Source organism: Herbaspirillum lusitanum (genome assembly GCF_026127345.1).
GTDB lineage: Bacteria > Pseudomonadota > Gammaproteobacteria > Burkholderiales > Burkholderiaceae_D > Herbaspirillum > Herbaspirillum lusitanum.
In genome coordinates, this window is record NZ_QXFG01000005.1 from 592,658 (window position 1) to 607,651 (window position 14,994).

Below are 14,994 nucleotides of genomic sequence, written 5' to 3' on the forward strand. Positions count from 1 at the left end.
CGGTGGTCAACTTGATTCGGAAATATTTCAAATTTTCCAAGAGGAACGCATGAGCCTTGCCACCCCGTTTCGCGGCGCGGAGCCATCGCCGGAAACCCTGATGACGCTAAACGAGCTGATCGGCTTCAAGACCGTCAGCCGCGATTCCAATCTCGGTTTGATCGAATGGGCGCGCGATTATCTGCAGGCGCTGGGCGCCTCGGTGCGACTGACCTACGACCGTAGTACGAAAAAGGCCAATCTGTTTGCCACCTATGGCGAAGGTCCAGGCTTCGGCACGGTATTTTCTGGACACACCGATGTCGTGCCTGCCGACGGCCAGAACTGGGACAGCGATCCCTTCATCGCCACCCGGGTGGGCGATCGGGTCGTCGGACGAGGCAGCTGCGACATGAAAGGCTTCCTTGCCGTCTGCCTGACGCGCCTGCGGCTCATACCTGCGCAGACACTGCATACGCCCATCCATTTTTCGTTTTCCTATGACGAGGAACTGGGCTGCCTGGGTGTGCGGGGCCTGCTGGAAGATTTGCGGGCCAACGGCATCAGGCCGGTCGCCTGCATCGTCGGTGAACCGACGATGATGCAGCCGGTGCTGGCTCACAAGGGCAAGCAGGCTTATCGCTGCAGCGTGCATGGGCATTCTGCGCATTCTTCCTCTCCGCAGCTGGCCATCAATGCTGTCGATTTCAGCGCCGAACTGATCGTGAAGATCCGTGAGATCGCCGGAACGGCGCGCACTGCCGGTCCGTGGGACGAAGCCTTCGATGTGCCGTATTCGACCATCGTTACTACGGTGATTCAGGGGGGAACCGTGATCAATACCATCCCGGACCGTTGCGAGTTCGTGTTCGAGCACCGCTTCCTGCCCGGCGTGGATCCCCGGCAAGTAATGGATGAACTGCGCTGCTACGTTGAGCGCGAGATGTTGCCGCAGATGCGTTTGCAGGCGGGGTATGCGGGAGACGCCGAAACAATCGGGAGTGTTGAGTTCGAGGTGCTGTCTGCGTATCCGGGTCTGGATACTTCCGCCGGCGACAGTCTGGCTCGTCGGGCGATGCATATCCTGGGCGCAGACCGTGCCAACAAGGTCGGCTTCGGCACCGAGGCCGGCCTGTTCAGCGCCGCAGGCATCCCTGCAATGGTCTGCGGGCCCGGCGATATTGCCCACGCGCACAAGCCCAATGAATTCGTGACGCTGGATCAGTTGGCGCGATGTGAGGACTTTTTCGACGCCTACGTGCGGGCGACAAGCATGGGGCCGGTCGCGGCCGGAGGCGTGGCGTGAGCGCAGCGAACGATATGAATGGCCTGAGCCGGCGCCTGGCCGCCTGGTGTGCCGACTATGACAGGTGCTTTCCGGCGTCGTCGGTGGAGCGCGCGCATACCGCGATCACCGATGTGGTTGGCTGCCTGCTGGGCGGTCGCGACGATGTGGTCGTCATCAACGCCGGTCGGTTTTTGCGTGCGGCGGAAAGCGCCGGCCGGGCTGGTGTCATCACGCAGCAGGCTACGGTAGGTGCGCCATGGGCTGCGCTTGTCAACGGTTGCGCCGCCCATGCGCTGGATTTCGACGACAATTTTTTCCCACCTGTCACACATGCCAGCGCCTCCCTCGTGCCGGCATTGTTTGCGCTGGCCGAGGAAACCGGCGCCGATGCGGCCGCTATCGTGCACGCCTACATTGTCGGCCTGGAAGTGGAGGCGCAGATCGGCAAGCGGATGAATCCCTCGCACTACGCATCGGGATGGCACGCGACGTCGACCATCGGTGCCATTGGCGTCGCCGCCGCCTGTGCAGTGTTGCTGCGGCTGAATGAGAAGGGTGTGCTGCACGCCATCAGTATCGGCAGCAGCCTGGCTGGCGGCAGCAAGCGCCAGTTCGGTTCCATGGTCAAGCCCATGCACGCCGGGTTCGCGGCCATGCATGGGGTTCTGGCCGCGCGTCTGGCCGCTTCCGGCATCACCGGGGTGGAGGAGATGTTGCAGGGGAAGTGGTCGCTATCGGAACTGTATGCCGGCGGCACGCAAGACGGCGATTCTGCCGCCAGCCTGTTCCCGCACGCGCCGCTGGCCATCGACGAATACGGCCTGGTGGCCAAGCTGTATCCATCCTGCATGTCGTCGCACCTGGGCATCGATGCCCTGCTGGGACTGTCGCGCGAGCATGCCTTTGATATCAAGGATATTGCCGCCATTGACCTGCATATGCCGGCCTTCATGATTGCCAATCTGCGTTACCGCCAGCCGGAGAGCGGCGCGCAGGCGCGTTTCAGCATGAACTACTGCGCTGCGCTGACACTGGTTGAGGGGGTGCCTCGCATGGCGCACTTCAGCGAGGAGTTTGTGGCGCGCATGCCTGTTGCAATGAGACAGCTGCTACCGCTGGTGCAAATGCACGAGCGCCAGGCATCCGCACAGGCAGCAGCGTTGCCTTGGGGCGGCGATTGCCAGGCGCGGATCACGTTTGCCGATGGCCGGGTGCTGGAGCAAGTGTCCATGTATCCCAAGGGCTGTGCGCAGAACCCGCTCTCGGAGCCGGAGCAGCGCGAGAAATTCCTGGACTGCGCGCACGGCAAGCCGATGGGAATCGGCGCCGAGGCACTGTTCGGGATGTTGAAGGGTTTTTCGGGCGTGCATGCGTTGGAAGAGGTCTTTCTGGCGTTGCGCGGCTGAGTACAGCCGGAGTACAGCCGGAGTACAGCCGGAGTACAGCCGATTCACCAGGGCGCGCATCTTGCATGCCCAAGTTTTCAACCATGCCGGCCGGCGTGTTGAACGTTTCCATTCCTCATCGGGATGGGCTCTTTCACGTTGTTCTTTACCAGGAATCTAAATGTCTCAATCAATCAACCAGAACGCGCTTGCCAGTCAAGTGCAGGAGCCTCGGCCGGCCGCCCGCTACGGGCGCGGACAGAAGATATTCGTACTCGTCACGCTGTTGTTCTCATGGATACTCGCCAATGCCGACCGCATGGCGATGAGCGTATCCATCATCCCGATCACCAAGGAGTTTGCACTGGATGCGCAAGCCGCCGGCCTGGTTCTGGGATCTTTCTACATCAGCTATGCGCTCATGCAACTGGCGGCGGGCTGGCTGGCCGACCGCTTCGGATCACGCAGGGTATTGGTGTTCTGTGTAGCCTGTTGGTCGGTGTTCACCAGCATGACCGGGCTGGCGGGAAGCTTCTTTGGCCTGATCGTGATCCGGCTGCTCTTCGGCCTTGGCGAAGGCGGTTTTGCACCAGCCAGTACCGTGACGATTGCCGAGGCGTTTCCCAAGCCCGAGCGAGCGCGCGCCAAGTCGTTGATCATCGGCGCGTCGTTTCTTGGCAGTGCGGTCGGTACGGGCGCCATTGCGGCGCTGATACATGCTCACGGCTGGCGCTTCGCTTATCACGCGTTCGGCCTGATAGGCGTCGCGGTGGCCATAGTCCTCTGGTTCGCTGTAAAAGATTCGCCGGTGCGACCACAAGAGGTGCGTACAAAGGGTCTGTTTCGCACGCTGTTTGGAAAAATGGTCTTGAAGAAGACCATGCTGATTTTCTTTTTCAGCAATATTGTCTATGTCGGTCTGATCTCATGGATGCCCACCTTCCTGATGAAGACCCGCGACATCGACATCGTGCACGTCGGTGCAGCTTCTGCCATTCCCTACCTGGTGGCGTTCGCCGCGCTCAACGTGGTGGGCTGGCTGCTGGACAAGGTGGGACAGGGCCGCGACCGTTTGTTCATGAGCATTGGCGCGGCCATGGTGATCGTCTTCTTGGGGCTGATGGCGGTGGCCACCACCCTGCCGTGGCTGCTTGCCTTCTGGACCTTGAGCCTGGTCGGCTATACCGCCGTGTACGGCACTGTCTTCGCGATTCCGCTGAAACACTTGCCCGACGAATCGGTGGGAACCGCCTCCGGCATCATCAATTTTGGCGGACAGGTCGCAGCCGGCATCGCGCCGGTGGTTATCGGCATGCTAGTAACAGCTGGCAAGGGTTCGTTCAACCTCGCCTTCGCGTTCCTGCTGGCCGCCGGTCTGGGCGCCTTGCTGATTGCGCTGAGCTGGAAGTCCGGCGAGTAAGGTGCGCGGACGTTCTGATCCGTCATCGCCGTCAGCACGCTGTGAGAGCATGCTGATGCCGATGGCGCCACATTCGTGCACGGCCATTCAGACCGCATGGGGAACATGACATGATGTCTTCGATTCGCACCAGAATTCTGGCGATCGTTGCTGCAACCGTGGTGGTATCGCTGGCGCTGACCAGCTGTGCAATCTGGCTATTGGTGCGAGCGGACAATGCGCGTACTACTGCCAGCAACCTGGAGTCCTTGGCGACGGCCAACGCCTTCGCCATTTCGGAATGGAGCAGCGCAAAGGCTGCGGCCGTGTCGGCGGCGGCCGCCGACATCGCGCCTGGCGATCCAGGTGGCCTCTCCGCCCATTTGCTGAAATCGGGTGGCTTCTCGCTGACCACCGCCGGTTGGCAGGACAAACACTTTGTTTCCAGCACGCCTGGATTGCCCGCCAACTACGATCCGACCGGCCGTCCTTGGTATCAGGATAGCCTCAAGGCCAAGAAACCACTTGTCACCAGACCCTACCGTTCCGCCACCGGCGTGATCCTGGTGTCGTTCACCGCCCCCATCCTGCGCGAAGGCATTGTGTATGGCGTGGTGGCCGGCGGAGTGTCGCTGGACACGGTGCGGCAAGTCGTCCGCGCTATTCATCCGACGCCCGCCAGCATCGGATTCGTTGTCGATGCCGGCGGCACGGTGATTGCGCACCCGGATGAGAAGCTTTTGCTGAAACCGGCAACCGACATCGCTCCCTCACTCACCGTCGCACAGCTGGATGGGATGGCGCGCGACGGGAGCGTCAGCGAGGTGGAGATGGATGGCGCCGGTAAGTGGTTGCGTGCCGTGCCTATTCCCGGTACCGACTGGCGGCTGGTCATCTCGCTGGATCGGCATGACGCCGGCGCCGGCATGCGTAGCGTGCTGGGAGCGTCGGCAGTCGCCGCGCTGTTGCTGGCAGCCTTGTCTACTCTGGTCAGCAGTGTTGCGACCGCGCGTTCCTTCACACGCTTGTCGCGGGTACGCGACGCCATGGATGTAATCGCCTCGGGTACCGGCGATCTCACTCAGCGCCTTCCGGTGACGGGACGCGATGAGGTGGCCCAGATCGCGTCATCCTTCAACAGATTCGTCGACAAGATCGAACATGTCCTGTTAGAGATTCGCGATTCCAGCCGCACCATTCATATGGCTTCGCGCGACATCGCAAGCGGAAATCTCGATCTGTCATCCCGGACCGAGGCCCAGGCCAGTTCCCTCGAGGAGACTGCGGCAGCCATGGAGCAGATTACCTCCAGTGTGCAAAACAACACCGACAATGCCATACAAGCGAATCGCCTGTCTGCTTCCGCATCCGACATCGCTGGCCGCGGCGGCGACATGGTGGAGCAGGTGGTGCAGGCGATGAATGCAATCAATTCGTCCTCCAGGAAGGTCGTGGAAATTATCAGCGTGATCGACGGGATTGCGTTTCAGACCAATATTCTTGCGCTCAATGCAGCGGTGGAAGCGGCACGGGCCGGGGAACAGGGCCGCGGCTTTGCCGTGGTCGCTGCGGAAGTTCGCTCGCTGGCGCAACGCTCCGCTGCCGCCGCCAAGGAGATCAAAGTCCTGATTTCCGATTCCGTGGAACAGGTACGGATTGGCGAGGAGAGCGTGGCCAAGACCGGAGCCACCATCAGGACGGTGGTGGAGAGCGTGAAAAAGGTGAGTGACGTGGTGGCAGAGATCACTTCGGCCAGCCTGGAGCAAAGTCGCGGGATCAGTCAAACCAACGAGGCGGTCGGTCAAATGGATCAAGTCACGCAACAGAATGCAGCCTTGGTCGAGGAAGCAGCCGCCAGCGCTCAGGAACTGCAGGAGCAAGCCTCCCGGCTGGCCAGCATTGTCGCGCAGTTCCGGTTGGGAGACGGACAGCCAGAGAATAAGAATAATTCGGTGTCGTTGCCGTATGCCATTCCTCTTGACGCGCTTGCTTGACGACAGGCATCACATCCCTGTCAGATTTTCTGTGGCTCCCTGGGCCTGTTGACGGATCTCGTGAGGGATCCGCCTAATCACAGGGCCGGATGAAACGAAACCAGGAGGGCGCAAAACGTCCATTCCCAGATGCTCACGGCAGTCCGGCAGACGCATCAAACGTCGCGTTGGCGAGATGCTTGACTGCAAGATCAACGAAGGCACGCAGGCGGTTCAGCCGCCTGAGGTCGCGATGGTAGCCCATCCAGATTTCGCGATGCGGCGGTTCCACCCCCAGTTCCAGCAGGCGGATGCCGTTGACCTGATCGCCAAGTGGGCGTGGCAGCACCGCAATGCCCATCCCCATCGCACACATCTGCGCTTTGATGCTCCGGTTATTCGATTGCAATACAACCCCGGCGTTCGGGAACATCTCCTTCAGCCATGCGGTATCCGGAAAAGTCCCGCTGAAGGTATCGGGGGTGATCAGGCGGATTCCGCTGCCGTCGCCTATGACCGGGTCGGGGCTGGCGGTGGCCACATAGACTCCATAGCGCATCCGGAGCAACCGCCTTTGCACGATATCCTGTTCCTCGAAGGGAACGATGCGGAATGCTATGTCGGCCTCGCGCTGGGCCAGGTTGAACAGACGCGTTCCGGTGAGCACCTCGATCTCGACCAAGGGATAGCTGGCCGCATATTCAGCCAGTACCGGCGGCAGTACATAGGCGCCGAACCAGTCGGCGGAGGTGATCCGCAAGATGCCGTCCAGCGTACGCTGCTTTCCGGCCAGCCGCCGCTCCATCGCCAGTGCTCCCTCCTCGATTTGCTCGGCCAGCGGCAGAACCCCCATGCCTTCTTCGGTCAGAACGAAGCCATCGGCCGTTCGTTGGAAAAGCATTTGGCCCGTGGCTTCCTCCAGGGCGCGCAACCGCCGCCCGATGGTTGGATGGCTGAGATGCAGTAAGCGCGCGGCAGCGCCGAGCGTGCCTGTACGCGCTACAGCCAGAAAGATCCTGACATCGCTCCACTCCATATGACCCCTAACAAAATTGAACGGATAGTGTTCATTATATTCAGTTGATGAACAATATCGAACTCTGCGAGACTACCCTTCGTTGCATGCTATACGGCTGGCTTCAGTCGCCAACCGGCGACTCGCGAAAGCACCGTTAATGGTTTGCGTTGCCTCTAAATTCAACAAAAGGACACTCATGAAATACCAACATTCACTCGCATCGCCTCGGTCGCTTGCCCTGTACATCTTGCTTGCCATGTGCCTGCTACTGCAAGGTGCGGTGCACGCGGCTGCCCCTTTTGCAGGCACGTCGGCGCCGGGGTTCTACCGTTTCATGCTGGGCGGGTTCGAGATCACCGCGCTCAATGACGGCACGCTGGAATTGCCGGTCGATCAGTTCCTCACCAACATCACTCCCCAAAAAACCAACGAAGTGCTGGCAGCGCACTATTTGGAGAGCCCGCTTGAAACCTCCTATAACGCTTTCCTGATTAATACGGGGGGCAAACTCATCCTGATCGACACCGGCGCCGGCAATATCTTCGGCCCGCGCCTCGGCAAGCTGGCGGCAAACATGAGCGCCTCCGGCTACACCCCGTCTCAAGTGGACGAGATCTACATCACGCACATGCACGCCGACCATATTGGCGGGCTGACGACGGATGGAAAGATGAATTTTTCCAATGCGATCATCCGCGCCAATCGCACGGAGCTCGACTACTGGCTGAGCGAAGCGAGCATGGCCAAGGCGCCCGGGGGCAATCGCGGCGACCAGAAAGGCACCTACCGCCGCGCCATGACAATCATGGCCCCCTACATCAAGGCTGGCCGGATACGTCCGTTTGACGGCGAGGAAGAACTGACTCCCGGTATCCGTGCGTATCAAAGTGCCGGACATACACCAGGGCACGTGGGCTACATGATCGAGAGCCAGGGAAATCGGTTGATGGTGGTGGGCGACATCATCCATGTCGCGGCCATTCAATTTCAGGATCCGACGGTCTCCGTTGCGTTCGACAGCGATAGCAAACAAGCCGAAAAGGAGCGCATTAAGGAATTCACCAGCATCGCGGATGGCAAGATCTTGTTCGCCGCCGCTCACGTTCCTTTTCCCGGGCTGGGTCGGCTGCGGGCGAAACAACATGGCTTCCAGTGGTTTCCCGTCAATTACTCGGCGGGGAGTAACAATGTCACCAGCCTCAAGTAACCACCTTTCAAGGTCAATATTGAATCGTTTCCCCGTTTAGAACCAATGCACTCAGTGCTGCTGAATGCCGGTTTCTAGCCGTTCATAGATATTCAAATTTCCCAGTCTTCGATTTTTGACTAGCCACCCAAGTCATTTATACTGTATATTTGTACAGTATAAATGACCATGTCCACTCCTTCGCCGCAAAGCATACACAGCGGGCTCTGGCTTGCCTCTCAGTTGGCGCTTGGCGGTGCGCGCTGCATCGACACCGGCTTCGCAGCTTTGTCGAAAGAGCTGCCGGGACGCGGTTGGCCGACCGGTGCATTGATCGATTTATTGTTGCAACAACCCGGTGTGGGCGAGTTACGTTTGCTGGGACCGGCGCTGCAAGCGCTGGCGCCGCATCGTATTGCGCTGGTGCAGACGCCGCATGCTCCCCAGATCATTGGCTGGCATCAGAATGGTGTGGACGCCTCGCGGTTGCTATCGGTGCGCACTGCCACGAGTGCCGATGCCGCCTGGGCTGCGGAACAGATATTGAAATCCGATAGCTGTGCCGCGCTGCTGCTTTGGCAACGCCATCTGCGCAAAGACAGTTTGCGGCGTCTGCATCTGGCGGCGCAAAGCGGCAATACGCTCTTTGTCATGTTGCGGCCTCTCAGTTGCGCGCAGGATGCGTCGCCTGCGGCCTTGCGGCTGTCATTGACGCCGGCCGCCGGCGGCATTGATATCGGCTTCATCAAGCGACGCGGGCCGCAACGCGATGAACCTTTATTTATTTCCTTGCCTTCTCTGAATCTTTTGCATCATGCGCCTGTGGATCGCCGTACACCTGCCCCTGCTGCCGTTGGAAGTGTTTTATCCGAACTGGTTGGGTAACACTGCCGCCGTCGTACTGGAACACGCGCGCGTTATGGCGGCCTCGTCGTCTGCCCAGGATGCCGGAGTGCGCCATGGCATGCGTCGCGGCGGCGTGCTGGCCTTGCTGCCGCAGGCACCGATGCATGACCGTGCACCTGAGCGCGAAGCGCAGACGCTGTTCGGCGCTGCGACCGCTTTGCTGCAATACACGCCGCAGGCCAGTTTCAGCGATGACGCAACGGTCCTGCTCGATATCGGCGCGAGTCTGCGCCTGTTCGGCGGCATTCGGATGCTATGCCAGCGTGTGCGTTGCACCATGCACCGGCTCGGTCTGACGGCCATCATCAGTTGCGCGCCGACTGCTGCGGGTGCCGCCTTGCTGGCTCGGCATGGCGGTGTCAGGATAATGAAGAAAGAACGTCTGCATCAATGCCTCGACCGGCTTCCGGTCAGCGCCTTGCTCACTGTGGCGCCCTATCTCGACTGGCTTGAAGGCATCGGCTGCCGTACCTTGTCCGATCTGCGCCGTTTGCCGCGCGCCGGCTTGCAACGACGCGGCCACACCCACATGCTCGATACGCTTGATTGCGCCTACGGTAATGCACCGGAGTTGCATGCCTGGATCGAGATGCCGCCGACTTTCCGGCAACGTATCGAACTAAACGAACGCATTGAACATGCCGACGCTGCACTGCATACCGTGCAAGCGCTACTGGCCCAGCTATGCGGATGGCTGAGCGCTCGCCAGTTGGCGGTCAAGCAGGTGCACGTGCAACTGGAGCACGAACGGGGCCGCCAGGCCGTCGCGCCTACTGCAATTCAGCTCGCCCTGGCCGAATCGACCTGGCAAGACAGCCACTTGATCCGCCTGTTAAAAGAACGGCTGGCGCATCTTGAAATCAGCGCGCCCATTATCGCCGTCGTGCTGGAAGCCGCCGAAACCGAGCCCATGGCGCCGGCCAGCGACAAGCTGTTTCCCGAACCGGGCGGTTCGCCGGCAGACTACAAGCGCCTGCTCGAATTGCTGGTCGCTCGGCTGGGTGCGGATAAGGTGCTGCAAGCCTCGCCGCTGGCGGATTATCGGCCAGAACAAGCCAATCGCTGGGTGCCGGTCATGGCGACGGCCACATCGCTGGACCACCGTCCCTTGCCGCCGCGCCCGACCTGGCTGCTGGAGCAACCTGTCGTGCTGCCCCTACGTGCACATCGTCCTTATTACGGCGCACGCCTGCGCCCGGTCTCGCCACCCGAACGCATCGAGGCGGGCTGGTGGAACGGCCTGCTGGTGACGCGCGACTATTACATCGCCGAAGGCGCGAACCATTGCCATTATTGGATCTACCGCGAACGCATCGGCGATGTCGACGGTAGGGAGCCGCATTGGTACCTGCACGGTTTGTTCGGTTAAGAGGAACGCCATGAGCGAGACACCTTCTGTCCTACCGGCGACACCCGCCATTCCGGATTATGCCGAGTTGTTCTGCCTCTCCAACTTCACGTTTCTGGAAGGCGCTTCGCATGCGGAAGAATTGGCCGTACGCGCAATCCAACTCGGTTATGCCGCGCTCGCCGTGACCGATGAATGCTCGTTGGCCGGCGTCGTGCGCGCATACACACAAACTAAAGACCGCGAAATCAAGCTGATCATTGGCGCACATTTCCGTATCGACTGGTCGCCGGAGCAACCGCCCATGACGCTGATCGCGCTGGCGCAAAACCGCGAAGGCTACGGGAATCTGTCCGAATTGATCACTCTGGGGCGCACCCGCGCTGACAAGGGGGACTATCGACTCGGCATCGATGACTTTTCTGCGCCGCAGGCTTCGCACGCCCATTTGCGCGGACTGCCTGATTGCCTGCTGATCCTGGCGCCGCATTATCCGGCCGACGCCGAGATACTGGAACAGCAAACTCGCTGGCTCAAACAGACGTTTCCCCAACGGGCATGGCTGGGGCTGACACAGCTCTATCGTCCTTTGGACGCCCGACATCGCGGCGTCCTCCAGGCTACGGCCGACCGTCACGGGCTGTGCATAGCCGCCCTCGGCCAAGTCAACATGCATGTCCGTTCGCGCAAACCGCTGCAAGACACATTGACTGCCATCCGTCTCGGCAAAGCGGTCGGCGACTGCGGCTACGATCTGGCGCCGAACGCCGAACAGCACCTGCGCTCGCGCTTGCGTCTGGCAAATATTTTCCCGGCGGCGGCATTGCAGGAAACCTTGCACATTGCGGCGCTATGCACCTTCAAGCTAAGCGATTTGCGCTACGAATATCCCGAAGAATTGGTCCCCGACGGACAGACTCCTGCCGCCTATTTGCGCCAGGAGGTCTATCTCGGTGCGTATCTACGCTATCCCGGCGGTATTCCGCAAAAGGTCATCGATCAGATCGAGCACGAACTGACGATGATCAACGACATGGCCTATGAGCCTTATTTCCTCACGGTCTACGACATCGTCCGCTTCGCGCGCGATCAGGGGATCTTGCGTCAGGGCCGCGGCTCCGCGGCCAATTCGGTCGTCTGCTACTGCCTGGGCGTAACCGAAGTCGACCCGACCTGTTCGGTCATGCTGTTCGAGCGCTTCATCAGCAAGGAACGCGGAGAGCCACCCGATATCGATGTCGATTTCGAGCATCAGCGGCGCGAAGAAGTGATTCAGTACATCTACCGCAAATACGGCCGCATGCGCGCCGCCATTGCAGCGGCAGTCCATACTTACCGGCCACGCGGCGTACTGCGCGATGTCGGCAAGGCGCTGGGCGTGGACGCCTCCATCGTCGACAAGGTCGCCAAGTCGCACCAATGGTTCGACAATCGTTACAACATGCTGGAACGCTTTGCCGAATGCGGTCTCGACCCGGCCTCGCCCATCGCTCACCAGTGGGCCATCCTGGCGCAGCAATTGCTCAACTTCCCGCGTCATCTGTCGCAGCACAGCGGCGGCTTCGTGATTGCGCGCGACAAGTTGTCGCGGCTGGTGCCGATCGAAAACGCCGCCATGCCGGACCGCTCGGTGATTCAGTGGGATAAGGACGATCTTGAATCGCTCGGCTTGCTCAAGGTCGACGTGCTGGCGCTGGGGATGCTGTCGGCCTTGCGACGGGCACTGGAACTGGTCGGCAAACGACGCGGCGTCCCGTTTACCATGCAGGACATCCCGCGCGAAGATCCCGTCACCTACGACATGATCTGCAAGGCCGACACCATCGGCGTGTTCCAGATCGAAAGCCGGGCGCAGATGAGCATGTTGCCGCGACTGAAACCTCGCCGTTTTTACGATCTCGTGGTGCAGGTGGCGATCGTGCGACCCGGTCCTATCCAGGGCGGCATGGTGCATCCTTTTTTGCGGCGGCGTGAAGGTCGCGAACCCGAGACCTATCCCAAGGAAATCTTGCGCCAGGCCCTGGAGCGCACCCGAGGCGTACCGATCTTCCAGGAGCAGGTGATGCAAATTGCCGTTCTCGCCGCCGGTTTTACGCCGGGAGAGGCTGATGGGCTGCGCCGCGCCATGGCGGCATGGAAGCGCAAAGGCGGCATGGAAAAATACGAAACCAAGCTCATCAATGGCATGCTGGAACGCGGCTACGAGAAGACGTTCGCGGAAGCCATTTTTCGACAGATCCAGGGCTTCGGGGAATACGGCTTTCCGGAAAGCCATGCCGCCAGCTTTGCGCTACTTGCCTACGCCAGCAGTTGGATCAAATGTCATGAACCGGAAGCCTTCCTGTGTTCCTTGCTGAACAGCCAGCCTATGGGGTTCTACTCGCCGTCGCAATTGATTCAGGATGCGCGGCGCCATGGTGTACGCGTGTTGCCGGCCGATGTCATGCACAGTAATTGGGAAAGCACGCTGGAAGACCTCCGTGCGGCACGGCCTGCCGTGCGATTGGGATTGTCCTTGCTCGGCGGCATGAAGGAAGAAGCCGCATTGCGCATCGAACAGGCGCGCCGGACACAAGTATTTAGCGACATCCAGGAGCTTGCCCGTCGCGCGGGCCTCGATAAGCGCGACCTGCAAGCACTCGCTGCGGGGAATGCTCTGGTCGCGCTGAGCGGCCATCGACGCGAAGCATTGTGGCAAGCGCTCGATGCGGTGCCTGCCAAGGACTTGCTGCGTGCTGCACCTTCACGCGAAGAATCACTGACATTGCAGGCGCCCTCCGAAGCCGAAGACATAGTCGCCGACTACCGCAGTGCCGGCTTGACATTGAAACGCCATCCGGTAGCGTTGCTGCGACCGATACTGACCAGACGCAAATTTCTGCCCCATGATCTCATGGCGACATTTCAGGATGGCCAGTTCGCGCGTGGCTGCGGCATCGTCACCGTGCGCCAGCGTCCCGGTACCGCTAAGGGCGTGCTCTTCATCACCATCGAAGACGAAACTGGATCAACCAATGTCATCATCTGGCCAACATTGGTGGAAAAGCAGCGAAATGAAGTCCTCAATGCTTCGTTACTGGGTGTCTACGGCATCTGGCAGAGTCATTCCGGCGTAAAGCATCTCGTGGCGAAACGGCTGGTCGACTTGTCGTATTTACTGGGCGAGATCAACGTCAGCAGCCGTGATTTTTGTTGAGAGATTTTACCTGCACGCTATGGATTATCGAATGCATGATTTCGGCAGCCAGGGGTATCGAATAACATCAAGTCGTATCTCAGCTACTCCTCGTCGATTATCGAAAGTGCGCGATTGCCGATAGTCAGCAATGGCATATTTTTGCTGGCCTTTTAATTGTTCAACGACTGCTTCTGGCCGATTGCGGCCAACGCTAAGAATTGGCCAGCGCAACTACTTCGTCTCTGTTAAGAAGAATTATTTTTTGCCCAGGAAAACCATCAAAAATACGCTGATGAGCGTTGAAGGCACTTGAGCCTGTCCGAATACGATAAGTGTCCGCCCACTCAAGCAAGTCGGCGAATGACTGTTCGCTGGCATTCCCACGTCGACCGCGGGACTTGATATTGGTCAGACATTCCTCCTCGCTTAAGCTCAGCCATATAAGCGCCGTAGCACGTGACATCACTTCATCAACTAGCCATCCATAGATTCCCTCAATGACCCATCGCTCTTGCGAGGCGGCGGCTTTAGTTAGCTCAATTGCTTCGCTTCGTTCTCTGGCTCGGTTATATCCGCTTTCCAGCCAATTAACGGAGTCTAAATCTATGCAGGCACCGCCATTGTTTTTCGCCAAGCGCTCCGCCAACCAGCTCTTTCCAGAGCCAGAGTTTCCGATGATTATTGTTCTTGAGATATCCAAGCAACATCCCTTCAAATCATATTTCGTCTTGGAGAAAATTTTCACACTCGTTTGAAAATCTGGGTATCCAGAATGTCTGTTCCTGGCGAGGATTTCTCACGCAGCCTCGAAGCGAGCCTTTAAATAGCTATCAACCCTCTTTAACAGCAACTCACAGCGTTGCATCGTCGCTTCACTGTCATTCAATTCGTGATTTTTGATGACTACGAATTCCTGAATGATTGAACTGGCCGGGAACTGCTGCCAGGTCAAGTCAATGTGATACCAGTCGGCGCCGATACGAAGCCCATTCCAGAAGTGGATATCTAGCGTTTTCCCGGTCCACACCTTTCCTTTGATGATTTCGGTTTCGGGATAGTAGTGCTGCACCGTCCGTGACGTTGGATAGCACTGACCTAGGGCCGGATTTCCCATTTGCGTCACTTCTAAATAAGCGGTTTGTTTATCCCAGGAGGCGGTTAGCGCTTCACGAAGGAGGAGCATGAAATTTTGAGGGAGGCTCTTCATTGTCCGGTCAATCTATGTTGTTGCGCCAGGGCGCTCCTAGGAAATTGAGTTGCCACCAGCCTCCTGATGAATGACAGGAAAATTATCAGCGCTTTAGACATTCGTGTCGAGCGGCTGCTCCTGGCCG

11 protein-coding genes are annotated in these 14,994 nt (G+C 59.4%); 8 read left to right on the forward strand and 3 right to left on the reverse strand.

The annotated features are described in order from the left end of the window. Window positions 1-49 precede the first annotated feature (49 nt). The 4 genes from argE to DXT88_RS06905 all read left to right on the forward strand — a co-directional run bounded on the left by argE (window position 50) and on the right by DXT88_RS06905 (window position 6,045). Window positions 50-1,285 (forward strand): acetylornithine deacetylase, encoded by a 1,236-nt coding sequence (gene argE, locus DXT88_RS06890; RefSeq protein WP_265212135.1) that lies wholly within the window; start codon window positions 50-52, stop codon window positions 1,283-1,285. Then, complete coding sequence (locus DXT88_RS06895; RefSeq protein ID WP_265212137.1) at window positions 1,282-2,673, forward strand: MmgE/PrpD family protein; 1,392 nt, start codon at window positions 1,282-1,284, stop codon at window positions 2,671-2,673. Before argE ends, DXT88_RS06895 begins: the two co-directional genes overlap by 4 nt. 160 nt (window positions 2,674-2,833) lie before the next feature. Next, on the forward strand, window positions 2,834-4,072 hold the full coding sequence (locus DXT88_RS06900; protein WP_016834498.1) for an MFS transporter: 1,239 nt from the start codon (window positions 2,834-2,836) through the stop codon (window positions 4,070-4,072). Between the two features lie 110 nt (window positions 4,073-4,182). Continuing rightward, window positions 4,183-6,045: a methyl-accepting chemotaxis protein gene (locus DXT88_RS06905; RefSeq protein WP_265212139.1), complete on the forward strand. Its 1,863-nt coding sequence runs from the start codon at window positions 4,183-4,185 to the stop codon at window positions 6,043-6,045. Window positions 6,046-6,178: 133 nt separating this feature from the next. Here DXT88_RS06905 and DXT88_RS06910 read toward each other — a convergent pair whose 3' ends face one another. After that, window positions 6,179-7,060 (reverse strand): LysR family transcriptional regulator, encoded by an 882-nt coding sequence (locus tag DXT88_RS06910; RefSeq protein ID WP_265212141.1) that lies wholly within the window; start codon window positions 7,058-7,060, stop codon window positions 6,179-6,181. Between the two features lie 178 nt (window positions 7,061-7,238). Here DXT88_RS06910 and DXT88_RS06915 point away from each other — a divergent pair, with 178 nt between their 5' ends. From DXT88_RS06915 to DXT88_RS06930, 4 genes are all read left to right on the forward strand, one after another. Beyond that, a complete protein-coding gene (locus DXT88_RS06915) occupies window positions 7,239-8,249 on the forward strand; it encodes an MBL fold metallo-hydrolase (protein WP_265212143.1) in 1,011 nt (336 codons plus the stop codon). 162 nt (window positions 8,250-8,411) lie between these two features. Then, window positions 8,412-9,113: a translesion DNA synthesis-associated protein ImuA gene (imuA, locus tag DXT88_RS06920; RefSeq protein WP_265212145.1), complete on the forward strand. Its 702-nt coding sequence runs from the start codon at window positions 8,412-8,414 to the stop codon at window positions 9,111-9,113. After that, a complete protein-coding gene (locus tag DXT88_RS06925; RefSeq protein WP_265212147.1) occupies window positions 9,043-10,503 on the forward strand; it encodes a Y-family DNA polymerase in 1,461 nt (486 codons plus the stop codon). The genes imuA and DXT88_RS06925 overlap by 71 nt, the downstream gene beginning before the upstream one ends. Window positions 10,504-10,513: 10 nt before the next feature. Beyond that, window positions 10,514-13,678 (forward strand): error-prone DNA polymerase, encoded by a 3,165-nt coding sequence (locus DXT88_RS06930; protein WP_265212149.1) that lies wholly within the window; start codon window positions 10,514-10,516, stop codon window positions 13,676-13,678. Between the two features lie 193 nt (window positions 13,679-13,871). On the opposite strand, the gene DXT88_RS06935 is transcribed toward DXT88_RS06930, so the two are convergent. Continuing rightward, window positions 13,872-14,360 carry an AAA family ATPase gene (locus DXT88_RS06935; protein ID WP_265212151.1) on the reverse strand — a complete coding sequence of 163 codons (489 nt, stop codon included), beginning with the start codon at window positions 14,358-14,360 and terminating at the stop codon, window positions 13,872-13,874. A gap of 96 nt (window positions 14,361-14,456) precedes the next feature. Continuing rightward, window positions 14,457-14,867 (reverse strand): YunG family protein, encoded by a 411-nt coding sequence (locus DXT88_RS06940; RefSeq protein ID WP_265212152.1) that lies wholly within the window; start codon window positions 14,865-14,867, stop codon window positions 14,457-14,459. Window positions 14,868-14,994 lie beyond the last annotated feature (127 nt).